This is a genomic window from Promicromonospora thailandica (assembly GCF_024171955.1).
Classification (GTDB): Bacteria; Actinomycetota; Actinomycetes; order Actinomycetales; family Cellulomonadaceae; genus Promicromonospora; species Promicromonospora thailandica.
Window position 1 is genome coordinate 357,729 of the sequence record NZ_JAMTCS010000001.1, and the last position, 24,218, is coordinate 381,946.

Here is a 24,218-nt window from a genome sequence, read left to right on the forward strand (position 1 = left end):
CCCGCGAGACACGGCCTGGGCGCAGATGTCCCACCATGCGGACAGATCGTGCCGAGCGGGGCCGGGGTGCCCTCAGAGGAGGTCGTCGCGGCCGCGCTCCCGCACCGCCGCCACGACGTCCTTGACCTGCTGCGCGCGGGCACGCGTGGTGACCAGCAGCGCGTCGGGCGTGTCGACGACGACGACGTCGTCCAGCCCCAGCACCGTGACCAGCCGGCCCGACGCCGGCACCACCACCGAGCCGGCGCTCTCGATGCGCAGCACGTCGCCGGGGTCCCCCAGCACCTTGGCGCCGCGATCGTCGTCCGACGGCAGGAGGACCGCCAGCGAGTTGTAGTCCCCGACGTCGTCCCACCCGAACGTCCCGGGCACGACGGCGACGCCGCCCGCCGCCGCCACGGGCTCTGCCACGGCGTGGTCGATCGCGATCTTCTCCAGGCCCGGCCACTCCTGGTCGAGCACCGCGGCACGACGTGGCGTGTCCCAGGCGTCGGCGACCCGGCGGAGCGCGTCGTGCAGCTCCGGCCGCTGCTCGGCCAGGTGCCCCAGCAGCACGGACGTGCACGCGACGAACATGCCCGCGTTCCAGCGGTACTCGCCGGAGGCGAGGTACGCGCGCGCGGTCGCGGCGTCCGGCTTCTCCGTGAAGCCCCGCACGTGCAGCGTGTGCGGCGCGCCCTCGACGCCCAGCGGCTCGCCCGAGCGCACGTACCCGAACGCGGTCGACGGACGGGACGCCGCGATGCCGACCGTCGTGACATATCCCGCACGCGCGGCCGCGACCGCCTCGCGGACGGCGAGCTGGAACGCCCGCGTACCGCTGATCACGTGGTCGGCGGCGAACGAGCCGATGACCACGTCGCCGTGCCGCCGCTCCAGCACGGCCGCCGCCAGCCCGATCGCCGCCATCGACTCGCGCGGGGCCGGCTCGGCCAGGATCGCGTCGTCGGACAGGCCCGGGAGCTGGGCCCGGCAGGCCGCCACGTGCTGCTCGCCCGTGACCAGCACGACGCCGTCCGGCCCGGCCAGGGGCCGCAGTCGGCGCTCGGTGGCCTGGAGCAGGGACTCGCCCGCACCCACCAGGTCGTGCAGGAACTTGGGCTCCCCGCCGCGCGAGAGCGGCCAGAGCCGGGTACCCGACCCACCGGCGGGTACCACTGCGAAGAAGTCGTCGATCGGGGACGATAGGTCGGCGGCCGAAGTCATGCCCCGCAGGATGTCAGCCGGACCACGTTCCCGCAGCCAGATGTCGCAAGAATCCGGGCAAACCCTGGCCGATCCCAGGGGCGGGTCCGGGCGGCAACGCACGAGCAACCTGACGGGTGCCCGAAACGGCGACATCTCCCCTGTGGGATCAGTCACAAAGGCCGCGTCCAGGAGCCTGACAGGGCTGTCGGGCGACGGTCGAGGCGACCAGTTGTCATTACAGTGGGGACCAGCCACCCCCAGCCGGACAGCCATAGGAGGCTCCCGAAGTGCCCACCGCACCAGCAGGCACGTTGTACCGCGGCCGAGAAGGCATGTGGTCGTGGGTCGCGCACCGCGTGACCGGCGTGCTCATCTTCTTCTTCTTGCTCGTGCACGTGCTCGACACCGCGCTGGTCCGCGTGTCCCCCGAGGCGTACAACGCAGCGATCGGCACGTACCAGACCCCGATCATGGGCCTCGGCGAGGCCGGCCTCGTCGCCGCGATCGTCTTCCACGCCTTCAACGGCATCCGCATCCTCCTGGTGGACTTCTGGGCCCAGGGCCCGCGCTACCAGAAGGTCATGCTCTGGGTGGTCGTCGGGCTGTTCGTCGTCACCATGGCGGGCTTCCTGCCCCGCCACCTCGTCAACGTCTTCACCGGGGGGCACTGATGACTCACGGAACCGCCGCGGTCGCGAAGGTCGACTCCCCGCGCTCCCCGTACGCACGCCGCAAGACGACGCGCGGCAACTACGAGCTGTACTCCTGGGTGTTCATGCGGGCGTCCGGCGTGGTGCTGCTCGTGCTCATCTTCGGCCACCTCTTCGTGAACCTCATGGTCGGCGAGGGCGTGCACGCCATCGACTTCGGCTTCGTGGCCGGCAAGTGGGCCAGCCCCATGTGGCAGGTCTGGGACCTCCTCATGCTGTGGCTCGCGATGATCCACGGCACCAACGGCGTGCGCACCATCATCAACGACTACGCCACGCGGGACGTGACCCGTGGCGTGCTCAAGGGCCTGCTCTACCTGGCGTTCGCCGTCGTGGTCGTGCTCGGCACCCTGGTGATCTTCACGTTCGACGCCTGCCCGCCGGGGTCCCCCGCGGAGCTCCTGCCGTCGTTCTGCACGGCGTAGCACCGCACGGCGTAGCACCAGCACTCCCCCAGCCCCACACTCCGAACCTCATCAGCAGGAGGCATCGAGCCCGATGCAGACCCATCAGTACGACGTCGTGATCGTCGGCGCGGGTGGCGCAGGCATGCGCGCCGCTCTCGAGTCGTCGAAGGAGGCCCGCACCGCGGTGATCTCCAAGCTGTACCCCACCCGTTCCCACACCGGTGCCGCCCAGGGCGGCATGGCCGCGGCCCTCGCCAACGTCGAGGACGACAACTGGGAGTGGCACACCTTCGACACCGTCAAGGGCGGCGACTACCTCGTCGACCAGGACGCGGCCGAGATCCTCGCGAAGGAGGCCATCGAGTCGGTCCTCGACCTGGAGCGGATGGGCCTCCCGTTCAACCGCACGCCCGAGGGCAAGATCGACCAGCGCCGGTTCGGCGGCCACACGCGTGACCACGGCCAGTCCGCCGTGCGCCGCGCGTGCTACGCCGCGGACCGCACCGGCCACATGATCCTCCAGACGCTCTACCAGAACTGCGTCAAGCAGGACGTCGAGTTCTTCAACGAGTTCTACGTGCTGGACCTCATCACCGACCACGACCTCACCACCGAGGAGATCGCGGCGGGCGAGGAGGTCAACGCGACCGGCGTCGTCGCCTACGACCTCGCCACCGGCGAGATCCACGTGTTCCAGGCCAAGGCGATCATCTTCGCCACCGGCGGGGCGGGCAAGATCTTCAAGACCACCTCCAACGCGCACACCCTCACGGGCGACGGCATGGCGCTGGCGTACCGGCGCGGCCTGCCGCTGGAGGACATGGAGTTCTTCCAGTTCCACCCGACAGGCCTCGCGGGCCTGGGCATCCTCCTGTCGGAGGCCGCCCGCGGCGAGGGCGGCATCCTGCGCAACTCCGAGGGCGAGCGCTTCATGGAGCGCTACGCCCCCACCATCAAGGACCTCGCGCCGCGCGACATCGTGGCCCGGTCGATGGCGAACGAGGTGCGCGAGGGCCGTGGCGCCGGCCCGAACAAGGACTACGTGCTGCTCGACCTGACGCACCTGGAGCCGGCGCACATCGACGCCAAGCTCCCGGACATCACCGAGTTCGCGCGCACCTACCTCGGCATCGAGCCCTACACCGAGCCGGTGCCCGTGTACCCGACCGCGCACTACGCCATGGGTGGCGTGCCGACGAACGTGCAGGGCGAGGTGCTGCGCGACGGCGTCAACGTCGTCAAGGGCCTGTACGCCGCCGGCGAGGTCGCGTGCGTGTCCGTGCACGGCTCGAACCGCCTGGGCACCAACTCGCTGCTCGACATCAACGTGTTCGGCAAGCGCTCGGGCCGCGCGGCCGCCGCGTACGCGAAGACGGCGTCGTTCCACGAGCTGCCCGCGGACCCGGCGGCCCGCGTGGTGGCCCAGCTCGACGAGATGCGCAACCGGCCGGACGGCGAGCGGGTGGCCGACATCCGCAAGGCGCTCCAGGACACCATGGACCTCAACGCCCAGGTGTTCCGCACGGGCGAGTCGCTGAACCAGGCCCTGGCCGACATCCGCGAGCTGCAGAAGCGCTACCGCAACGCGTCGGTGCAGGACAAGGGCAAGCTGTTCAACACGGACCTGCTGGAGGCCATCGAGCTGGGCTTCCTGCTCGACATCGCCGAGGTCACCGTGGTCGCCGCGATCAACCGCAAGGAGTCGCGCGGCGGTCACTACCGGGAGGACTTCCCGGACCGCGACGACACGAACTACATGCTGCACACGATGGCCTACCGCCGGCCGCCCGAGGCATCGGACAAGGCGGAGGGCCACGTCAAGGGCTTCTTCGACCACGTCGAGGAGTTCGACGGCTACAAGGTCGTCCTGGGCTCCAAGCCCGTCATCCAGACCCGGTACGAGCCGATGGAGCGTAAGTACTGATGACCGCCACACTCGAGGCCCCGGCCCCCGCCGCGGGCGAGATCCCGTCGTTCACCGTCACCCTGCGGGTCCGCCGGTTCAACCCGGAGGTGTCCGACGAGGCCACCTGGCAGGACTTCACCGTCGAGGCGCACGGCACCGACCGCATCCTCGACGCGCTGCACAAGATCAAGTGGGACGAGGACGGCTCGCTCACGTTCCGCCGGTCCTGTGCGCACGGCGTGTGCGGCTCGGACGCCATGCGGATCAACGGCCGCAACCGCCTGGCCTGCAAGACGCTCCTGAAGGACGTCAACCCCGACAAGCCGATCACGGTCGAGCCCATCAAGGGCCTGCCGGTCGTGAAGGACCTCGTGGTCGACATGGAGCCGTTCTTCGCCTCCTACCGCGAGATCATGCCGTTCCTCATCACCACGGGGAACGAGCCGTCCAAGGAGCGCTACCAGTCCCCCGAGGACCGCGCGCGGTTCGACGACACCACCAAGTGCATCCTGTGCGCCGCCTGCACGTCGTCCTGCCCGGTGTTCTGGACGGACGGCCAGTACTTCGGCCCGGCCGCCATCGTCAACGCGCACCGGTTCATCTTCGACAGCCGCGACGAGGGTGGCTCGCAGCGCCTGGAGATCCTCAACGACAAGGAGGGCGTGTGGCGCTGCCGCACGACCTTCAACTGCACCGAGGCCTGCCCCCGCGGCATCGAGGTCACGAAGGCGATCCAGGAGGTCAAGCGCGCGATGATCACCCGCGCCTTCTGACCCTCTCCGCCGAAGTAGAACCAGGGCGAAGTAGAACTGCAGCGAGATAGAACCCCAGCGCGAGCACGGTTCTATCTCGCTGCAGTTCTACTTCGCCCTGGTTCTATCTCGGCGGGGCCGGGGGGTCTGCCATCCAGGCGCTCGTCATCAGCAGCACGCGGGCCAGGAGGTTGACCAGCACGAGGATCGTGACGACCACCGCGAAGGACGCCAGCAGCGCGTTGCGGGCCGCGGCCCCGGTCACCAGCTCCGTACCCAGGTAGCGCAGCGCGCCGGCGACGACGCCGACCACGAGCGATCCGATCACGAGGTCCCGCGGCACGGGCCGCACGTTCCCCACCCAGCGCACGACGGCGGCCACGACCGCCGCGTCCAGCAGCAGGGTCACGAGCGCGCCGCCGGCCCGCACCGCGAACGCCACCGCGCCGCCGGCCAGGCCCAGCGACTCCAGCACCCACGGCACGGCCACCGACACCAGCACGCTCGCCCCCGCCGTGACCAGCACGCCGACGCCCAGGAGCACGAAGCCGAGGAGCTGCCGCAGCCGCTCCGTGGCGATGTTCCCGGGGGTGTCCGTCTCGCCGAACATCGCCCGCACCGAGCTGCGCAGCGCGCCCATGAAGTTGGTCGCGGACCACAGCAGCACCAGCGCCGCGACGACCGAGGTCCAGCTCAGGCCCGTGGAGATCACCAGGTCGGCCGGTGACAGCACCCCGCCGTCGCCCGTGTCCACCAGCCCGGGCACCCACGTGTCGATCTGGTCCAACACCGCCACCCGCAGGTCGGCGTCCCCGCCGAGCACGCGCACGAACGTCGTGTACCCGATCGCCAGGGACGCGAAGAGCGAGAAGAGCGCCGCATAGGCCATGCCGCCGCTGAGCACGGCGCCGTTCGCCGTGCCGAACCGGTCCAGCGCGCGGGCGGCGCGCGTCCCCTGCCAGCGCTCCCAGGCCGCCCTGCCGAGCTCGATCAGCCGCTTCATCGCGCCGAGCCTACGGGCAACGGGTGACACCCACCCGGCGGGACCGCCTCAGCCGAGCGGGAACGCCGCCTGCGGTCGCCAGATGCCGTCGTCGCCGTGCTCGTACTGGTAGAACCGGTCCACCTCGAACTCCGCGGAGTAGTCCGCCATCGCCTCGAACGCCTTGTCGAGTGCCGCATCAGGCACCTCGTGGGCGATCGTCACGTGCGGGTGGTAGTTGAACCGGAGCTCCCCGTCCAGGACGCCCGACCGCACGGCCGACTCGAGCTGCTCGCACTCGGCGATGCCCTGCGCCAGGGCCACGAACACCACCGGCGAGATCGGCCGGAACGTCGCCGTGCCGCGCAGCTGCACGGTGAAGGACGGCGCCCCGGCGGCCACCGCCGCCAGGTGCGCCCGTGCCTCGTCGAGCTGCTCGACGTCGAGCAGCGTGGGCCCCAGCAGCGTGATGTGCGGCGGGATGAACCGCGCGAGCGGGTCGTCCGCCGCCGTCCGCGCCGCGCTCAGCTCCGCGGCGTACGGCTCCGGGATCTCGATCGCGATCCCGATGCGGATCTGGCCGGGTCCCCGTTCAGGGAGGTTCACCGCTCGCCTCGGGAGGGCAGCAGCCCGAAGCGCTCGTACAGCCGGTCCAGCACGGGCCGGGCGATGGCCCGCGCCCGGTCGGCGCCGTCGGCCAGCACCTTGTCGAGCTGGGCGGGGTCCGCCAGGTAGGTGTTCGCGCGGGCCTGGAACGGCTCGAGGAACGCGACGACGGCGTCGGCCAGGTCCACCTTGAGGTAGCCGTAGCCGCGACCGTCGTACTCCTGCGCGATCGAGTCGACGTCGCGCCCCGTGACCGCCGAGAAGATGGTCAGCAGGTTGGAGATGCCGGGCTTGGCGACCGGGTCGAACCGCACGCCGTAGGACTCGTCGGCGTCGGTCACGGCCGACTTGATGGCCTTGACGGCCTTCTTCGGGTCCTCCAGCAGCCAGACGACGCCCTTGCCGCCCGTGCTGGACTTGCTCATCTTCGCGCTCGGGTCCTGGAGGTCCTGGATCTTCGCGACCGCCTTGACGATGTGCGCGTCCGGGACGACGGCGGTGCCCTCGCCGAAGCGGGTGTTCAGCCGGCCCGCGAGGTCGCGGGTGAGCTCCAGGTGCTGGCGCTGGTCCTCGCCCACGGGCACCAGGGCCGCGTCGTAGAGCAGGATGTCGGCCGCCATCAGCACCGGATAGGTGAACAGGCCGACCGTGGTGCCGTCGTTGCCCTGCTTCGCCGACTTGTCCTTGAACTGCGTCATCCGGCTCGCCTCGCCGAACCCCGTCTGGCAGCTCAGGAGCCAGGCGAGCTCGGCGTGCGCCGCGACGTGGGACTGCACGAACAGGATCGACCGCTCGGGGTCGATACCCCCGGCCAGGTACTGCGCGGCCGTGCGGCGGGTGCGCTCGCGCAGCAGGGCCGGGTCCGGGTTCACCGTGAGGGCGTGCAGGTCGACCACGCAGTAGAGCGCGTCGTAGGAGTCCTGCAGCGCGATCCATTGCGACAGGGCGCCGATGTAGTTGCCCAGGTGCAGGGAACCGTCGGTGGGCTGCATCCCGGAGAAGATGCGCCGGGGGGTAGAACGGTCGGCGCCGGCTGCCGTGCCGACCGCGGTCGGGGATTCGGTGGACATGCCCAACATTCTGGCAGGTCCATGCGCGCTCACCGAATCGTCAGGTCGCCTCGTCGTCGTACGGCGCCTTCCCGGGTTCCGCGGGCGCCGCGGGCGTCCCGTTCCGCCCCGCGGACGCGGGTCGTGAGTACGGTGCCGGGCTGTCGTCCAGCAGCGCGTCCCGCACGATCTTGCGCGGGTCGTACTGGCGCGGGTCGAGCTTGGACCAGTCGACGTCGCTGAACTCCGGCCCGAGCTCGTCGTCGACCCGGGCCTTGGCCGTCTGCAGCAGGTCCCGCCCGCGCCGCACGAGGGACCCGAGCTGCTCGGCGTAGCCGGGCAGCCGCTCCGGGCCGATGACGAGCATCGCGACCACGATGATGATCACGAACTCCCAGCCGTTGATGCCGAACACGGTCAGAGCCTACTCGTGTCGCCGGAACCCCCGGCGAACGTCCGATGAACCCGGCTCACTGCCCGCTCGACCGTTCCTCGAGGACGATGCGCACCTCGCGCTCGTCGCCGTCCGAACGCACCTGCAGCGTGACCGGGTCGCCCGGGGCCTTGGCGCGGATGGCCACGATGAGCTCGTCGGCCACCGACACGGGACGGCCGTCGATCGACAGGATCACGTCGCCGGGCCGCACGCCCGCCTGGTCGGCGGGGCCGCCGGGCGTGACGGCCGGCGTGCCCTGCTGCGGCCCTTCCGCGACGCGGACGCCCTCGCCCTGGTAGGTGGGGTCCAGGAGCACGCCGATGACGGGGAACGTGGCCGTACCCGTCTCGATGAGCTGCTCGGCCGTGTGCCGCGCCTGGTTCGACGGGATGGCGAAGCCGAGCCCGATGTTGCCCGTGGCGGTGGTGGTGCCGGGGCCCTGCGCGATGGCGGAGTTGATGCCGATCACCTCGCCCGCGGTGTTGACCAGCGGGCCGCCCGAGTTGCCGGGGTTGATCGCGGCGTCGGTCTGGATCGCGTCGATGAAGGCCGCCGCGGCGGCCTCGCCCGCCTTCACGGGGCGGTGCAGCGCGCTGACGATGCCCGTGGTGACGGTGGCCTCCAGGCCCAGCGGGGACCCGACGGCGAGCACCGAGTCGCCCACGACGACGTCGTCGGAGTCGCCCAGCACCAGCGGCTCCAGGCCGGTCTCGTCCACGCGGATCACCGCGAGGTCGTAGTCCGGCGTGGCACCGACCAGCTCGGCGGGCTGCTCGTGCCCGTCGGCGAACGTGACGGTCACGTCCGCCCCGTTCGCCGCCTCGGCGACCACGTGGTTGTTGGTGAGGATGTACCCCTCGGCCTTCAGGATCATCCCGGACCCGGTGGCGACGCCCTGGTCGGCCCGCACCTCGATCGAGACGACGCTCGGCAGCGCGGCCGCGGCGATGGCCGCGACCGAGCCCTCGGGCCGGTCCACGTGGGTGGCGCCGGCCGCGGGCTCGGGCAGCGCGGCGTCCGCGGGGCGCGCCGTCGGCCCGCCGTCCAGCAGCGCGTAGGTACCCGCCCCGCCGCCGGCACCCGCGACCAGGCCCAGCAGCAGCACGGCGACGGCGGAGCGCGCGCCGAGGCGGCCGCGCCGGGCGCGCGGTGCGCTCTGCCCGGACGGGGTCCGCTCCGGCTGCTGCGGATCCGCGGCCGCGTCGTCGGACGGCGTCCCGCTCGCCCCCGCCGGCGGTGTGGTCAGGTGCACCGTCGTCAGCGGCACCGTCGTCATGGCGCCGGCCGCCGGGAGCTCCTCCGTGGCGCGCTCCGGCGCGCCCTCGGGGGCGTGCGGTCCGTTCGTGGTCGGTGTCGCGGGGGGCACTGCTGCTCGCGGCGTGGGCGGCGCGAACGGGTTCTCGTCGGTCATGGGCTCTCGATGGCTCCTGTCACGGTGTGCCACCCGCGGGCGATGCGGGGCAGGACCCCGGCATCGTAGCCATGCTCACCGAACGACGCCACGAGCTCGCTCAGCACCTCCTCGGGTGCCTCGGCCACGACGTCCACCACCATGTCCTGCGACTGCCACGCCACGTGGACGGGATCGGTCGCGAGCACCTGGACGCCGTCGGCCGTCGTGGTGCCCTCCTGGGCGAGCTGGCCGGCGCGCTCCCGGACCACGGCGTGGCCCGACGGGCCGGTCAGGTCGATCTCCAGCGTCTGGCCGCGCTCACCCACGAGACGCATGGCCGTGACGGTGTAGCCGTCGGGGAGCTCGGCGGGCGCCACCCAGCCGTGGTCCTCGACCCAGTCGAGCGCCGCGGCCGTGCGGCCGCCGGGCGCGCCGTCGAGCGTGGCCAGCACGTCCTGGCCGGCCGCCGCCTGGCTCGTGCCGGTGCGGCCCAGCATGGTCATGCTCGTCTGCGCGGAGAGCTGCGGCGACACCACCGGCACGTCGCCCAGGGTGAACAGCGCGAGCCCCAGCACGCCGACGCCGCCGACGCCGAGTGCCGTGATCCGGGCGGTCCGCCGGCGCCGGGCCGGGCGGTCGATGCGGCCGTCGAAGGCATCCCGGCCGGAGAACGACCCCGAGAACGACGCCGCCTGCCACGACTGGGCGGACAGGGGGTCCGGGCCCAGGAGCGGGCGCCGCAGCGGGTCCTCGTCCGTGGGCGGGATGCTGGCCTGGAGCGCCATGAGCCGCGCCGTGAGCGCCGGGTCGGGCACCACGTCGGCCGCGGACGACAGCGCGCGCCGCGCCGCGCGGGCCGTGTCCAGCTCGCGTGCGCACAGGCGGCAGGTGGTCACGTGGGACAGCGCCTTCTCGGTGTCCGCGGGCGAGAGCTGCCCGTCGGCCAGGGCGCTGATGAGGTCGCCGAGGTGGGCCATCAGGCACCCCCGCGGGTCGGTGCCAGGTGCTCCAGCGCGTCGCGGAGCTGGGCCCGGGCCCGGTGGATCCGCGAGCGCACCGTGCCGAGCTTCACGCCCAGCGTCACGGCAATCTCCTCGTAGCTCAGGCCCTCGATGTCGCACAGCACGACGGCGGCGCGGTACTCGGGACGCAGGGCGTCGAGCGCCTTCTGCACGTCCTGGTCGAGGTTGGCGTGCTCGTACCCGCGCTCCGGCCGGCCGAAGTCGCCGGTGTCGGCGACGTGGCCGTCGTCGTCGCCCATCGCCTCCATGCGGATGCGCTTCTTGCGGCGCGCGCCGTCGAGGAACAGGTTGGTGGTGATGCGGTGCAGCCAGCCCTCGAACGTGCCCGGCGTGTAGCTGGACAGGGACCGGAACACCCGGATGAACGTCTCCTGCGTGAGGTCCTCCGCGTCCTGCTTGTTGCCCGTCAGGCGGTAGGCGAGGCGGTAGACGCGCGCGGAGTGCTCCCGCACGATCTCCTCCCACGTGGGCGGCTGCCAGGGCATGTCGGCGGCGCCGGTCCCGGTGGGGGCCGGCGCGCCTGCGTCTGCTGCGCGAGTACTCACAGAAGTCATCGTCCTCTCAACGCACGTGTCGGCCCAGTCGTTCCCACGGGCTGTACCCTGACGCCGCACGTGACGCACACATCTGGACAGGTCCAGCGGAGGAAGCCATCAGCACAGCGGAGCCGTCCGGCCACGGCAGGGTCGCGGCCTGGGTCTACAGCGAGGCCTTCGTCCCCGAGGACGAGGTGCTCCTGCGCGCCCGCGAGCGGGCCTCGGAGCTCGGAACGCCGGCCGTGCTGCCGGGCGTGGGCGCGGTGCTGCGGGTGCTGGCGGCGGCCACGGGCGCGCGTGCGGTGGTGGAGGTCGGCACGGGGGCCGGCGTCGCGGCGCTCTGGCTGCTGCGGGGCATGCCGCTGGACGGCCAGCTCACGACCATCGACCGCGAGGTGGAGCACCAGCGGGCCGCCCGCGTCGCGTTCGCCGAGGACGGCGTGGCGCCGCAGCGCACCCGGATCATCCCCGGGCGGCCCGGGGACGTGCTGCCCCGGCTGGCCGACGGCGCGTACGACCTGGTGCTCGTGGCGAGCGACCCGCTGGCCTACCCCGAGTACGTGGACGAGGCCCTGCGGCTGCTGCGGCCGGGCGGTGTGCTGGCCGTCGACGGCGCGCTGCTGCGCGACCGGGTGGCGGACCCGGCCCGCCGCGACGAGCTCACCACCGTGGTGCGGGAGGTGGGCCGGACGCTGCGCAACGACGAACGGGTACTGCCTGCCATGCTGCCGAGCGGGGACGGGCTGCTGCTGGCCGTCCGGCGCTGAACCGCGCCCGGGCCTGCTCGCGCGGCGGACCGCCGGGGCACGAGACGGCGGCGGGTCTGGTCGCGGGACTACGGGTATCGCCGTGGGTGTCGCCGTGGGTGTCTCAGGACCGGGAGATCAGGCGACGACGGTCTGGAGAGCGTCGCCGAGCTCGCTCGCCTCGGTCGCGTTGAGCTCGACGACGAGCCGGCCGCCGCCCTCGAGCGGTACGCGCATGACGATGCCGCGCCCCTCCTTGGTGACCTCGAGCGGTCCGTCACCCGTCCGCGGCTTCATCGCAGCCATGTGTGGCTCTCCCATTCCGTTGTCCGGTGTGTAGCAGCATTCATGTTCCCGGCGAACGCCGAGGGCACGGACCCATTCTAGTTCAACTGCCGCCCCTTGATTTCCACCTGCGGCGCGCGTCAGGCCAGGCCACGCAGCGCGGCGGCCGGCGGGGCCTCGTCCCGCACGGCCGCCACGAGGTCCAGCACCCGGCGCGTCGCCCGCACGTCGTGCGCGCGGAACACCCGCGCGCCGAGCCACGCCGCCACGGCGGTCGCGGCGAGGGTGCCCTCCAGCCGTTCCTCCGGCGGCAGGTCGAGCGTCTCCCCCACGAAGTCCTTGCGGGACAGCGCCATGAGCAGGGGGAAGCCCAGCCCGGCCAGCGCGCCGGTGCGGCGCAGCAGCTCCAGGGAGTGCCAGGTGTTCTTGCCGAAGTCGTGCGTCGGGTCCACGAGCACCGACTCCCGCGGCACGCCGCACGCCACGGCGCGCTCCGCGCTGCGCCGCAGGGTCGCGACCACGTCGCGCAGCAGCCCGTCGGGGCCGGGGTACTCGACCCGGTACGGGTCGGTGCGCGGCACCGCCCCGCCCGTGTGCGAGCAGACGACGCCGACGCCGGCCGCGCCCGCCACCTCCACCAGCTCCGGGTCGTGCCCGGCCCAGGTGTCGTTGATCAGGTCCGCGCCCGCGTCGATCGCCGCCCGCGCCACGCCCGCGCGCCACGTGTCGACCGAGACCAGCAGGTCCGGCACCGCCGCGCGGACCGCCGCCACGAACGGGACCACGCGGCGGATCTCCTCCGCCTCGTCGACCGGCTCGCCGGTGCCGGCCCGCACGCCGCCGACGTCGAGGATCTCGGCACCGTCGGCGTACGCCCGTTCGGCGACCGCGAGCGCGGCGGCGTCGTCGGGCACGCGGGCGGGGGCGTAGAACGAGTCGGTGGTGCGGTTGAGCACCGCCATCACCACGGGGCGCACGGCGCCGCCGTCCCGGCCCACCTCCCGCCCGCGCAGCACCAGCGGCGCGGACGGCCGCGGGACGGCGTCCGGGTGGTCCACCTACGCGCCGCCCAGGGTGCTCGGCAGCCACAGGCCCGAGGCGCCCGTGGTCTCGGTGGCCTGCTCCGCGGCGGCCGCGGCCTGGAGGGCCGCCTGCTCGGCCGCGATCTGGTGCGCCCGCTCGACCACGTGGTGCACCGCCTCGGCGGGGTCGTCGGTGAGGTAGATGATGTCGAGGTCCGCCTCGCTGATGGTGCCGTGCTCGAGCACGCTGCTGCGGAGCCAGTCCATGAGGCCGCCCCAGTAGCTCTTCCCCACGAGGACGAGCGGGAACTGCGTGACCTTGTGGGTCTGCACGAGCGTGACCGCCTCGAACAGCTCGTCGAACGTGCCGAAGCCGCCGGGCATGACGATGAAGCCCTGCGCGTACTTGAGGAACATCGTCTTGCGCGCGAAGAAGTAGCGGAAGTTGATGCCGAGGTTGACGTACTGGTTGACGCCCTGCTCGAAGGGCAGCTCGATGCCGAGGCCCACGGACGTGCCGCCCGCCTCCGCGGCACCCTTGTTGGCCGCCTCCATGATCCCGGGACCGCCGCCCGTGATGACGGCGTAGCCCGCCTCGACCAGCATCCGGCCGACCTCCTGGCCCGCCCGGTAGTCGGGGTGGTCGGGCTTGGTCCGGGCCGAGCCGAACACGGAGACGGCGGGCCCCAGCTCCGCGAGGGCGCCGAACCCCTCCACGAACTCGCTCTGGATGCGCATGACCCGCCAGGGGTCGCTGTGCAGCCAGTCGGTGTCCTGGTCGGAGGCCAGCAGCCGCTGGTCCGTGGTGGTCTTCGGGATCTGGTTCCCGCGCAGGAGCACCGGACCGCGGCGGTACCCGCGGCCGGTCTCCGGGAGGCCTTCGTCACTCATGAGCCCACGCTATCCGCCGAGCAGCCAGGCGCGCAGCGCGTCGCGGCACTGCGCGAGCTGCGCCACGGGCAGCCGCTCGTCGTCCTTGTGGGCCAGCAGGGGGTCACCGGGGCCGAAGTTCACGGCGGGCACCCCGAGCTCGGCGAACCGTGCGACGTCGGTCCAGCCGTACTTCGGGGCCGGGGCGCCGCCCGTGGTGTCGAGCACCGAGCGCACGAACCGGGCGGCCAGCGGGTCGTCCAGGCCGGGGCGGGCGCCGCCCGCGGCGTCGGTCACCACGACGTCGAAGCCCTCGAAGACCTGCCGCAGGTGCGCCTCGGCCTCCTGCGTGGTGCGGGACGGCGCGAACCGGTAGTTCACCTCGATCGTGCACGCGTCGGGGATGACGTTGCCCGCGATGCCGCCCTCGATCCGCACGGCGTTCAGGCCCTCCCGGTAGACCAGGCCGTCGACCTCGACCTCGCGCGGCTCGTAGGCCGCGAGCCGGGCGAGCACGGGCGCGGCGGCGTGGATGGCGTTCTCGCCGGTCCACGCGCGCGCCGAGTGGGCCGCGACGCCCCGGGTGCGCACCTCGACGCGCATGGTGCCGTTGCAGCCGCCCTCGATCCCGGCGTTCGAGGGCTCGCCCAGGATCGCGAAGTCGCCGCGCAGCAGGTCCGGGTGGTTCCGGGCCAGGCGGCCGAGGCCGTTCAGGGCCGAGTCGACCTCCTCGTGGTCGTAGAAGATCCACGTGAGGTCGTGCGCCGGCGCGCTGCCCGGCGCCCCGAGCTCCGCCGCCAGCGCGAGGGCGACGGCCACCCCGCCCAGCATGTCGACGGTGCCGCGGCCCCACAGCACGGCGTCGGTGCCGGTGCCGTCCAGGCGCGTGGGCAGGTTGTCCGCGACGGGCACGGTGTCGATGTGGCCGGCGACGACCACGCGCCGGTCCCGGCCCAGGTCCGTGCGGGCGACCAGGGCGTCGCCGTCGCGCACCACGTCGAGGTGCGGCAGGCCGCGCAGGAGGGCCTCGATCGCGTCCGCCAGGGCCTTCTCCGAGCCGCTCACGGACGGGATGTCGCACAGCGCGCGCGTGAGGGCCACGAGATCGGCGTCGGGGCCGGTCGGGTCGGGCAGGGCGGGGGCGGTCACGGTGTCCACAGGGCAACCCTAGGCGCTGGTCACGCCGGTTAGGCTGGGCGCATGACGACCGCATGGGGCTTCGGCCTGGCCACGATCGCCGACGACGGCACCACTCTCGACACCTGGTACCCCGCCCCGGCCCTCGGTGACGCCCCGGCCGGCGTCACGCCGCCCGGGTCCCTGTCCGCGCTCGCCGGCACCGACGACGTGCGGCGCGTCCGGCACGAGGTCGTGACCACGCAGATCGACCTCGCCGACCCGCCGAAGGACGCGTCCGACGCATACCTGCGCCTGCACCTGCTGTCGACCCGCCTCGTGCGGCCGCACGGCCTGAGCCTCGACGGCATCTTCGGCGTGCTGGCCAACGTGGTCTGGACCAGCGCCGGCCCGTGCGCCGTCGAGGGCTTCGAGGAGACCCGGCTGCGCCTGCGCGCCCGCGGCCCGGTGACGGTCTACGGCGTCGACAAGTTCCCGCGCATGGTCGACTACGTGCTCCCGTCGGGCGTCCGCGTCGCCGACGCCGACCGCGTGCGCCTCGGCGCGCACCTGGCCCCCGGCACCACGGTGATGCACGAGGGATTCGTGAACTACAACGCAGGCACGCTCGGGGCGTCCATGGTCGAGGGCCGGATCTCCGCGGGCGTCACCGTGGGCGACGGCTCCGACGTCGGGGGCGGTGCGTCGATCATGGGCACCCTGTCGGGCGGCGGCAAGGAGGTCGTGTCCCTCGGCGAGCGGTGCCTGCTCGGTGCGAACGCGGGCCTCGGTATCCCGCTCGGCGACGACTGCGTGGTCGAGGCGGGCCTCTACGTGACCGCGGGCACCAAGGTCACCATCCTGGGCGCGGCCGTCGACCCGACCGGCGACGGCACCGCGGCCGTGAAGGCGCGCGAGCTCGCGGGGCGCAGCAACCTGCTGTTCCGCCGGAACTCGACCACGGGCACCGTCGAGGTGCTCGACCGCACCGGCGTGGGGATCGAGCTGAACGAGGCGCTGCACGCCAACTGATCCCGCCCGATCCAACACGCTGACCCACCGCACGACGCCCCGCACCTCAGGGAGCACGCATGGCACTCCTGGCGGCCGGCCCGCCGGCCCCCACCCCTGCCGCGCCGCGACGCCCGGTCCGGCGCGCCCTCAAGTACCTCGTCGCCATCGGCTCGGTGTGCGCGGTCGCGACGGTGGGCGTCGTCGTCGGCCTCAACCGGCTGAGCGGCGGCGGGCCCGTCACCGAGCGCTGCACCGCGGAGCTGGACGGTTCGGACTGGTTCCTCTCGCCCGACCAGGCGGACAACGCCGCGCTCGTGGCGGGCACGGCGGTCGCGCGCGGCCTACCCGCGCGGGCCACGACGATCGGCCTGGCCACGGCACTGCAGGAGTCGAAGCTCATCAACATCGACCACGGCGACCGGGACTCGGTGGGCCTGTTCCAGCAGCGGCCCTCGCAGGGCTGGGGCACGGCCGAGCAGATCATGGACCCGGTGTACTCGACCAACGCGTTCTACGACGTGCTCGTGAAGGTCGAGGGGTACGAGGACATGGCGGTGACCGACGCCGCGCAGACCGTCCAGCGCTCGGCCTACCCGCAGGCGTACGCGCAGCACGAGATGCGGTCGCGGGCCTGGGCGTCCGCGCTGACCGGCAACTCGCGCGGCGTGCTGTCGTGCGAGCTGGGTCCCGTTGCGGACGCCGACCAGAAGGCGCCGGACGCCGCGCGTGACGTGGTGGCCGGCCGCCTGGGGCGGGACCTCGGCCTGGCACCCGCGACCGCGCAGGCCGACACGAGCCGGCAGGACCCCGCGTCGTCGACGGTGACGGTGGACGCGACGCCGCTGTCCCCGGACGACCCGGAGCGCGGCGCGTGGGCCACGGCCCAGTGGGCGGTGGCGACGGCGCAGGCCACGCAGGCCGTCGAGGTGCGCGTGAGCGACCAGGTGTGGCTCCGGGACGAGGCGGGCTGGCTGCCGGCGGACTCCCGGCTGGCCCCCGGCGAGGTCCGCATCACGGTGGACGTCGCCGAGTAGCCCGCCGCCCCCGCCGAGGTGGTCACCGGGGCGGGGGCGGACCGGGGTCAGCTGCCGCCGTCGGCCATGAAGCCGCCCAGGCCCGACGCGTTGCCGCCCTCGTCCCGGGTCGGGTACGGACGCTCGTAGTCGTCCTCGACGTGCAGCTCGGTGACCTCGTCGCCGAGCTGGGCCAGCAGCGCGTGCCGGGCCTCACGACGCCGGCGCTGCTCCAGGGGCTCGGGCACGGGGGCCGCCGCGATGAGCCGCTGCGTGTACTCCTCGCGGGGGTGGTGCAGCACCTCCTCGCGCGGGCCCTGCTCCACGATGCGGCCGTTCTGCAGCACCACCACGCGGTGGGCCAGCAGGTCGATCACGGCGAGGTCGTGGCTCACGAACAGGCACGCGAACTTGTACCGCTCCTGCAGCGCCGTGAACATCTTGAGCACGTTGGCCTGCACCGACACGTCCAGGGCCGACGTCGGCTCGTCGGCCACCAGCAGCTCGGGGTCGAGCGTGAGGGCGCGGGCGATGCTGACGCGCTGCCGCTGGCCGCCCGAGAGCTCGTGCGGGTAGCGGTTGTAGGCGTTGCGCGGCAGCTCGACGGCGTCGAGCAGCTCGAGCACGCGACGGCGGCGCGACTTGTCGTCGCCCTCCTGGTGCACCACGAGCGGCTCCGCGATGACGTCGCCGATGGGCAGGCGGGGGTTCAGCGAGGACGCCGGGTCCTGGAAGACGACGCCGATGCGCCGGCGCAGCGCCTTGAGGTCCTTGCCCTTCATCCGGCGGAAGTCGCTGCCGAGGATCGACACCGACCCGGACGCGGCGGGGATGAGCCCGAGCGCGCACTTCGCGATGGTCGACTTGCCCGAGCCCGACTCGCCCACGAGGCCGACGATCTCGCCCTGCGCCACGGACAGCGAGACGTCGTCGACGGCGCGGAAGGTCGGCTTGCCGACGCGGCGGTACTCGATGACGAGGTTGCTCAGGTCGAGCGCCGGCAGGTCGTCGGGGGTGGCGGTCACGGCGGCGACGTCGCCGAACTGGCCCGGCCCCGCGCCCAGGTGCGGCACGGCCGCCAGCAGGCGCTTGGTGTACTCGTGGCGGGGGTGGTTGAGCACCTGGTCCGCGGTGCCGGTCTCCACGAGGTCGCCCTTGAGCATGACGGCGACGCGGTCGGCCATGTCCGCCACGACGCCCATGTTGTGGGTGATCAGCAGGATGCCGGTGTTCAGCTTGTCCTTGAGCGAGCGCAGCAGGTCGAGGATCTCGGCCTGCACCGTGACGTCGAGCGCCGTGGTGGGCTCGTCGGCGATGATCACCTTCGGGTCGCACGCGATGGCCATGGCGATGACCACACGCTGGCGCTGACCGCCCGAGAGCTCGTGCGGGTACTGCTTGAGGCGACGCTCCGGCTCGGGGATGCCCACCATGGCGAGCAGGTCGGCCGCCCGGGCCATGGCCTGCTTGCCGTACGCGATGCCGTGCAGCTGGAGGCCCTCGGTGAGCTGGTCGCCGATTGTGAGCACCGGGTTGAGCGCCGTCATCGGCTCCTGGAACACCATGGCGACGTCGTTGCCGCGCATGTCGCGCAGCGCCTTGCCGTCCAGGGCGCCCACCACCTTGTCGCCCACGCGCACCGTGCCGCCGACGCGCGCGTTGCGCGGCAGCAGGCCCAGCGCCGTCATGGACGTGACGGACTTGCCCGAGCCGGACTCGCCCACGAGCGCGACCACCTCGCCGGGGCGCACCTCCAGGTCGATGCCCTTGACGGCGTGGACGTCGCCGAACTCGGTCTTGAACGTGACGTCGAGGCCCTCGAAGGAGAGGACCGCGTCGCCGGTCGCGGAGGCCGGACCGGGCGTGCTGATGTCGAGAGTGGTCATGCTCAGTCCTTGGTCCGGTTCTGGCGGGGGTCGAAGGCGTCACGCAGGCCGTCACCGATGAAGTTCACGCACAGGGCGATGGTGAGGATCATGATGCCGGGCCACCAGAACAGCCACGGCCGGGTGGAGAACGCGGCCTGGTAGTCGTGGATGAGGGTGCCGAGCGAGGTGTCCGGCGGCTGCACGCCGAAGCCGAGGTAGCTCAGCGACGTCTCCAGCAGGATCGCGCTCGAGATGGAGAGCGTCGCGGACACGATGATCACGCCCACGGCGCTGGGCAGCACGTGCCGGGTGATGATGCGCCAGGCGCCCGTGCCCACGGCCCGCGCGGCCAGCACGAAGTCCCGCTCGCGCAGCGAGAGCACCTCGCCGCGCACCAGGCGGGCGAGGCTCGTCCAGGTGACGAGGCCGAGCACGAGGGCCAGGCCCCAGATGCCGGAGTCGCCGGCCATCCGGCCGAGCACCGCGGCGACGGCGAGCAGCGGGATGATGATGAACACGTCGGTGACGCGCATGAGCACCGACTCGACCCAGCCGCGGTAGAAGCCGGCGAGGGCACCGACGACGGTACCGACGATGGTCGAGACGATCCCGACGGAGAACGCGATGATGAGCGAGAACTGCGTGCCCCGCATCACCAGGGCGAAGTAGTCCTTGCCGCCCGTGTCCTGGCCGAACGGGTACTCCCACGTGGGCGCGCCGTCGCCGATCTTGTCGTACTGCAGCGTGTAGTCCTTGGGCCACCAGCCGGGGATCGGGCCCACGCCGATGGACGTGAAGGCCACGACGACGAGCAGGCCGAGCACGATCATCGACGTGATGGCACCCCGGTGCCGGAAGAACCGGCGGGCCACGAGCTGGCCCTGGCTGTAGGACTTGTCCTCGGTGGGCAGCGGCGCGGCGGACCCGCCGGCCGCGAGGCCGACGGCGTCCGTGCCCGACGCCGAGATCTGCGGCTCGTAGTCCTCGCCGCCCGGGTTGCTGTTCCTGATGTCACTCATGTGTGTGTCTCCTGCCGTGGCCCGCGCTCAGCGCCGGATCCGGGGGTCGAGGGCCGCGTACGCGAGGTCTGCCACGAGGTTCATCACCACGGCGGCGATGCCCGTGACGAGGAAGAACGCCATGACGGGCGCCGGGTCGACCGCGTTGAGGCCGTCCTGGAACAGGGCGCCCATGCCCTTCCAGCCGAACACCTGCTCGGTGATGACCGCGCCACCGATGAGCGCCGCGAAGTCGAACGCGACGATCGTCGTGATGGGGATCAGCGCGTTGCGGAACGCGTGCTTGACGATGACCTCGCGCTCCGACAGCCCCTTGGACCGGGCGGTGCGCACGTAGTCCTGGTTCAGTGTCTCCAGCATCGACGAGCGCGTGTAGCGCGAGTGCGTCGCCACCGAGACGAGGGTGAGCAGCACCGTGGGCAGCAGGATCTGCGTGCCCATGTCGAGCACCTGCTCCCAGAAGTCACCGGTGAAGTTCGGCGTCTGCGAGCCGATGGTCGAGATGGGCCGCGACTTGATGCCCAGGAAGCTCGACCAGTTCGCGATGAGGATGTCGGCCACGACCAGGATGCTGGTGATGACGCCCGTGATGCCGGTGACGAGCATCGCCTGCCGCCGCGCGAACCCGCCCCAGGCGGCGCCGATGCCGGCCGAGACGAGCAGCGTGAGCACGAACAGCCCGGCGAGCAGCAGCCACGACGGCTGGTTCACGAGCAGCGGCGCGAACGCGAGGTAGGCGACGGTACCGACCACGGAGGTGGTGAGCGCCGCGTACAGCACGCGCCGGTTGCGCAGGCCGGCCACCAGGGCCGTGACCAGCACGCCTGCGGCCGCCGAGACCAGGAGCACGCCGCCCAGGCCGAACGTCGGGTTGCGCCACCAGTCGAGCGCGTTGAACACGAACAGCACGACCGCGACGAACGCGAAGGCGCCGACCCCGGTGACCAGGCGCCGTCGCCTGGTACCGCCGAGCACGGCCTGGAGCACGAAGCCCACCACCAGCGCGGCGACCACGATGGTGGTCGGTGCGTACTGGCCCACCGCGATCCAGTTGTTGTACTGGATGGCCGCGAACTCCTTGAGCAGCGTCGCCGCCCAGAACACCGGCAGCGAGAAGAAGAGGAACGCGCTGAACGTGACCACGTAGTCGAAGCCGGAGTACTGGCGGATGGCCGTGAGGATGCCCAGCGCCACACCGACGACGATGGCGAGCAGCGTGGCGAGCGTGATGAGCCGCAGCGACGATGCCGCGGCCTGCTGCGTGAGTCCCAGCACGTCGACGCCGTTGATCGTCACGCCGAGGTCGCAGCTGCCGGTGAAGCATCCGGCGACACCCGTGAGCCAGTCCCAGTACCGCTCGAACGGGTTGTCGTCGAGCCGCAGCAGCTCGGCCCGCTGGGCCATGAGCTGCTCGCGGTTCTGCGCGTTCGACTCGCGCAGGTCCTTGAGCGGATCTCCTGAGTTGATGACCAGGATGAACATGAGGAACGAGGCGCCCAGCAGGACGAGCGCCGAGACGCCGATGCGCCGGAGGATGAACTTGAGCACGGGTTGGCCCTTCGAGGCGGACGCAGCACGGCGTCTGCTGAGAGGAATGCGATCAGTGGGTCACTGTAGGGCAAAGGATGAAAAGTGCCGCCATCGCCGCAGCCCGGAGCAAGAAATTATCCGGAGGGGCGCGGACAGCCCTGCGGGGAAGGGAACAGGCGCTCCCTTCCCCGCAGGTCCTGCTTCAGGCTCGCGTCAGGAGGCGCGGGCCCACTGCTCGGCGTTCCAGACGATGCCGCTCTGCGCGGCGGTCGGACGCACGTTCTCCACGCTGGAGCTGCTCGCGATGACGCCCGGGTGGGCGAACAGCGGGATACCGAACAGGGTGTCCCACAGCTGCTTCTCGATCACGACGACCTGCTCGGCGTGCACCGCCTCGTCCGTGGTGCCGGCCAGGGTCTTCCAGGCCTCGTCCACGGTCTCGTCGGAGTACTTGCCGTAGTTCTGCGGCTGGTCCGTCGCGTAGATGTTCTGGCCCGAGGCGATCTGGCCCGAGCCGGCCCACGCGAAGAGCGCGACCTCGTAGTCACCGTTCGGCAGGTCCTTGTCGAAGAAGTCCTCCGCGGCGGAGTCCTCGACGTCGAAGCCGACCTGGTCGCACGAGGACTTGATGGCCTCGACCTCGGCGGCACGGCGCGGGTTCGGGGCGGCGTAGCCGATCCGGACCTTGGTGCCCTCCTCGAGGCCGGCGGCCTCGAACTTCTCCTTGGCGGCGTCGAGGTCGACCTCGTCGTAGCGGCCGTCGTAGGACTGCGAGACGACGTCCTCGTAGTTCTCCTGGAACGGGAAGACCTCGCGGGCGTTCATGACGACGGCCTCGGGGTCGATCGGCTGGATCAGGTCGTCCACGATCTTCTGGCGCGGCACGCAGAGCGCGAACGCCTCACGGGCCTCCAGGCTGTCGGAGAAGATGCCCGAGCCGAAGTTGAAGTCCAGGTGCTCCCAGGTCAGCGTCGGGCTGCTCTCGACCGTGACGGCGTCGCCGAGCTGCTCGAGCTGCTGCACCGTGTCGACCGTGGGGCCGTTCGGGTTGATCGCGTCGAGGTCACCGTTGGCGAGGGCCTGGATCTGGGCGTCGGCCGCGACGAAGCGGAACGTCAGCTCCTTGGTGGCCGCCGGGGTGCCCCAGTACTGCTCGTTCGCCTCGAGGGTGATGTACTGGCCGGCCTGCCAGCCGTCGGCCTTGAAGTTGTACGGGCCGGTGACCGGGGTCAGGGCCGGGTCCGGGACCTGGCCCGGCTGCGACAGCCAGCCCTCGTTCCAGAACTCGGCGGCCTTCTTCAGGACGCCCATGTCGAGGTCCTGGATCGCCGCGACGAGCTCCTCGGTGGAGACGCCGGCCTGCTCGGCCACGACGTGGGCCGGGAACGGCGAGCTGATCTGGATCTTCCAGTCGGCGTAGACCGTCTCGTAGTCGTAGGTGAACGTCTTGGCGTCCGGCGAGTCGGCCTGCGGGCCCTCGGGCACGTAGTCACCCAGGGTCAGACCCGAGATGTGGTTGAACAGCGGGGTCTCCGTGCCGTCCTCGGTGACCTTGCCGTCCTCGGTGATGGCCTGCGCGGCCCAGTCGAGCACGTAGTCCGCGTAGGTGACCGGCGTACCGTCCGACCACACGGCCTCGTCGTTGAGGGTGTACTCGACCTGCAGCGGGTCCTCGGAGACGGCCTCGTAGGTGCCGTACGACTCGTCGGTGCAGATCGAGCCGTCGTCGCCGAAGTACCAGAAGTTGCTGAACAGGCGGTCGGTCACCGCGCTGTTGTACGTGGAGTAGGTCTCCGGGGTGTTCGAGTTGTAGCCGAGGAACTCGTCCTCGACGGACACCTTGATCTCGCCGTCAGCGGTGGCCACGTCACCGAGGTCGGCCTTGCACGGGCCGTCGGCCGCCGCCGAGGTGGCAGTGCTGTCGCCCTCGGCCGGGTCGTCGCTGCCTGCCGGGCTGGTGCACGCCGAGAACAGCAGCGCGCCACTGGCGGCCACTGCGACGGCGGCGCTCAGTCGCCTGATCTTCAATGTTCCTCCTCAGGGGAATGCCGGGGCCGGACAACCGGCACGCGCCACAGCGCGCGACCGGGTGAGACGTCCGTCACCGTCATGGTTTCCGCTCACGCTACTCACGCGTTGGGAGGATTTGCCCAATTCCGCTGTCGGGCGGAACTGATCGTTACCGACCTGATATCGCCCCGTAGCGACATCGTCTCCGGGCAACAAAGGTGGAAACCAGGCGTTAACACCTTGGGTGAAATCACACCCACCCGTGCGAACGCGCCACCGCGACGAAGACCCCGCGCGCGGCGAGCACCTGCTCGGCGGTGAGCGTCGGGACGCCCGCCAGCAGCACCTCGGTCACCTCGGCGGCGAGCTCGCGCTCGGACGGGGCCTCGCCCGCGGGACGCGCGGCGGCGTCGGGCAGCGGCGGCAGGAACGTGGGGACGCCGCCCAGGGCGCCCGGGCTCGCGCCGACGCCGGCCAGGACCGGTGCGGGCGCGACGAGGGTGACCGTGGACGCCTTCAGGCCCCGGTCGCCGTCCTCGACGGTGAAGTCCACGACCGCGCCGACGGCCAGGTGCCGCTTGTCGAACTCGAGGTCGTTCACGTGGATGAACACGTCGTCGCCGCCGGTGTCCGGAGCGACGAACCCGTACCCGCGCACCTCGTCGAACCTGATGACCTTGCCTTGAACCACGACACACACTCCGCCTCGTAAGAATCCCTGCGGATCGAGTGTAGGAC

Annotated in this window: 24 protein-coding genes; 7 read left to right on the forward strand and 17 right to left on the reverse strand. The window is 72.0% G+C overall.

Annotated elements, in window-relative coordinates:
* Positions 1-72: 72 nt before the first annotated feature.
* Positions 73-1,206 carry a mannose-1-phosphate guanylyltransferase gene (locus APR03_RS01695; RefSeq protein ID WP_253832105.1) on the reverse strand — a complete coding sequence of 378 codons (1,134 nt, stop codon included), beginning with the start codon at positions 1,204-1,206 and terminating at the stop codon, positions 73-75.
* 269 nt (positions 1,207-1,475) lie between these two features.
* Here APR03_RS01695 and sdhC point away from each other — a divergent pair, with 269 nt between their 5' ends.
* The 4 genes from sdhC (at position 1,476) to APR03_RS01715 (ending at position 4,984) form a co-directional block, all read left to right on the forward strand.
* Positions 1,476-1,859 carry a succinate dehydrogenase, cytochrome b556 subunit gene (gene sdhC, locus APR03_RS01700; protein WP_171105088.1) on the forward strand — a complete coding sequence of 128 codons (384 nt, stop codon included), beginning with the start codon at positions 1,476-1,478 and terminating at the stop codon, positions 1,857-1,859.
* The gene (locus APR03_RS01705) at positions 1,859-2,323 is read left to right on the forward strand and encodes a succinate dehydrogenase hydrophobic membrane anchor subunit (RefSeq protein WP_253832107.1); all 465 of its coding nucleotides are present in this window, start codon (positions 1,859-1,861) and stop codon (positions 2,321-2,323) included. The genes sdhC and APR03_RS01705 overlap by 1 nt, the downstream gene beginning before the upstream one ends.
* A 73-nt stretch (positions 2,324-2,396) precedes the next feature.
* Entirely contained in the window at positions 2,397-4,229 is a 1,833-nt protein-coding gene (gene sdhA / locus APR03_RS01710) for a succinate dehydrogenase flavoprotein subunit (protein WP_253832109.1), read from the forward strand.
* Positions 4,229-4,984, forward strand: a complete 756-nt coding sequence (locus tag APR03_RS01715; protein ID WP_253832111.1) for a succinate dehydrogenase iron-sulfur subunit — start codon at positions 4,229-4,231, stop codon at positions 4,982-4,984. Before sdhA ends, APR03_RS01715 begins: the two co-directional genes overlap by 1 nt.
* A gap of 103 nt (positions 4,985-5,087) precedes the next feature.
* Here the strand turns inward: APR03_RS01715 and APR03_RS01720 are convergent, their stop codons facing one another.
* The 7 genes from APR03_RS01720 to sigE are packed head-to-tail and all read right to left on the reverse strand — an operon-like array spanning position 5,088 to position 10,936.
* Positions 5,088-5,966, reverse strand: a complete 879-nt coding sequence (locus tag APR03_RS01720; protein ID WP_253832114.1) for a YihY/virulence factor BrkB family protein — start codon at positions 5,964-5,966, stop codon at positions 5,088-5,090.
* 48 nt (positions 5,967-6,014) lie between these two features.
* Positions 6,015-6,551 carry a 2'-5' RNA ligase family protein gene (locus APR03_RS01725; RefSeq protein ID WP_253832116.1) on the reverse strand — a complete coding sequence of 179 codons (537 nt, stop codon included), beginning with the start codon at positions 6,549-6,551 and terminating at the stop codon, positions 6,015-6,017.
* Positions 6,548-7,621 carry a tryptophan--tRNA ligase gene (gene trpS, locus APR03_RS01730; protein WP_275976943.1) on the reverse strand — a complete coding sequence of 358 codons (1,074 nt, stop codon included), beginning with the start codon at positions 7,619-7,621 and terminating at the stop codon, positions 6,548-6,550. The genes APR03_RS01725 and trpS overlap by 4 nt, the downstream gene beginning before the upstream one ends.
* 40 nt (positions 7,622-7,661) lie before the next feature.
* Entirely contained in the window at positions 7,662-8,015 is a 354-nt protein-coding gene (locus tag APR03_RS01735; protein WP_253832118.1) for a twin-arginine translocase TatA/TatE family subunit, read from the reverse strand.
* Positions 8,016-8,070: 55 nt separating this feature from the next.
* A complete protein-coding gene (locus APR03_RS01740; protein WP_253832120.1) occupies positions 8,071-9,447 on the reverse strand; it encodes a S1C family serine protease in 1,377 nt (458 codons plus the stop codon).
* Positions 9,444-10,406 (reverse strand): anti-sigma factor, encoded by a 963-nt coding sequence (locus APR03_RS01745; RefSeq protein ID WP_253832122.1) that lies wholly within the window; start codon positions 10,404-10,406, stop codon positions 9,444-9,446. The genes APR03_RS01740 and APR03_RS01745 overlap by 4 nt, the downstream gene beginning before the upstream one ends.
* Positions 10,406-10,936, reverse strand: coding sequence for an RNA polymerase sigma factor SigE (gene sigE, locus APR03_RS01750; RefSeq protein WP_253832681.1), 531 nt, complete (start codon positions 10,934-10,936; stop codon positions 10,406-10,408). The genes APR03_RS01745 and sigE overlap by 1 nt, the downstream gene beginning before the upstream one ends.
* A gap of 245 nt (positions 10,937-11,181) precedes the next feature.
* On the opposite strand from sigE, the gene APR03_RS01755 reads away from it, so the two are divergent.
* Complete coding sequence (locus APR03_RS01755; RefSeq protein ID WP_308216418.1) at positions 11,182-11,754, forward strand: O-methyltransferase; 573 nt, start codon at positions 11,182-11,184, stop codon at positions 11,752-11,754.
* A 117-nt stretch (positions 11,755-11,871) separates the two neighbouring features.
* Here the strand turns inward: APR03_RS01755 and APR03_RS01760 are convergent, their stop codons facing one another.
* From APR03_RS01760 to dapE, 4 genes are all read right to left on the reverse strand, one after another.
* Positions 11,872-12,039, reverse strand: a complete 168-nt coding sequence (locus APR03_RS01760) for a DUF3117 domain-containing protein (protein WP_119138860.1) — start codon at positions 12,037-12,039, stop codon at positions 11,872-11,874.
* 119 nt (positions 12,040-12,158) lie between these two features.
* The gene (gene folP, locus APR03_RS01765; RefSeq protein ID WP_253832124.1) at positions 12,159-13,076 is read right to left on the reverse strand and encodes a dihydropteroate synthase; all 918 of its coding nucleotides are present in this window, start codon (positions 13,074-13,076) and stop codon (positions 12,159-12,161) included.
* A complete protein-coding gene (locus APR03_RS01770; RefSeq protein ID WP_253832126.1) occupies positions 13,077-13,931 on the reverse strand; it encodes an LOG family protein in 855 nt (284 codons plus the stop codon). It abuts the gene before it with no gap.
* Between the two features lie 9 nt (positions 13,932-13,940).
* The gene (gene dapE, locus APR03_RS01775; protein ID WP_253832128.1) at positions 13,941-15,068 is read right to left on the reverse strand and encodes a succinyl-diaminopimelate desuccinylase; all 1,128 of its coding nucleotides are present in this window, start codon (positions 15,066-15,068) and stop codon (positions 13,941-13,943) included.
* 42 nt (positions 15,069-15,110) lie between these two features.
* Here dapE and dapD point away from each other — a divergent pair, with 42 nt between their 5' ends.
* Both dapD and APR03_RS01785 read left to right on the forward strand, forming a co-directional pair.
* Positions 15,111-16,058, forward strand: coding sequence for a 2,3,4,5-tetrahydropyridine-2,6-dicarboxylate N-succinyltransferase (dapD, locus tag APR03_RS01780; RefSeq protein WP_253832130.1), 948 nt, complete (start codon positions 15,111-15,113; stop codon positions 16,056-16,058).
* Between the two features lie 59 nt (positions 16,059-16,117).
* Positions 16,118-17,074 (forward strand): hypothetical protein, encoded by a 957-nt coding sequence (locus tag APR03_RS01785; RefSeq protein ID WP_253832132.1) that lies wholly within the window; start codon positions 16,118-16,120, stop codon positions 17,072-17,074.
* Between the two features lie 47 nt (positions 17,075-17,121).
* On the opposite strand, the gene APR03_RS01790 is transcribed toward APR03_RS01785, so the two are convergent.
* From APR03_RS01790 to APR03_RS01810, 5 genes are all read right to left on the reverse strand, one after another.
* Positions 17,122-18,939, reverse strand: a complete 1,818-nt coding sequence (locus APR03_RS01790; protein WP_253832133.1) for an ABC transporter ATP-binding protein — start codon at positions 18,937-18,939, stop codon at positions 17,122-17,124.
* Between the two features lie 2 nt (positions 18,940-18,941).
* Positions 18,942-19,940, reverse strand: a complete 999-nt coding sequence (locus APR03_RS01795) for an ABC transporter permease (protein WP_253832136.1) — start codon at positions 19,938-19,940, stop codon at positions 18,942-18,944.
* A gap of 27 nt (positions 19,941-19,967) precedes the next feature.
* Entirely contained in the window at positions 19,968-21,488 is a 1,521-nt protein-coding gene (locus APR03_RS01800; RefSeq protein ID WP_253832139.1) for an ABC transporter permease, read from the reverse strand.
* 195 nt (positions 21,489-21,683) lie between these two features.
* Positions 21,684-23,498 carry an ABC transporter family substrate-binding protein gene (locus APR03_RS01805; RefSeq protein WP_253832141.1) on the reverse strand — a complete coding sequence of 605 codons (1,815 nt, stop codon included), beginning with the start codon at positions 23,496-23,498 and terminating at the stop codon, positions 21,684-21,686.
* 232 nt (positions 23,499-23,730) lie between these two features.
* A complete protein-coding gene (locus APR03_RS01810; protein ID WP_253832143.1) occupies positions 23,731-24,171 on the reverse strand; it encodes a cold-shock protein in 441 nt (146 codons plus the stop codon).
* Between the last annotated feature and the right edge of the window lie 47 nt (positions 24,172-24,218).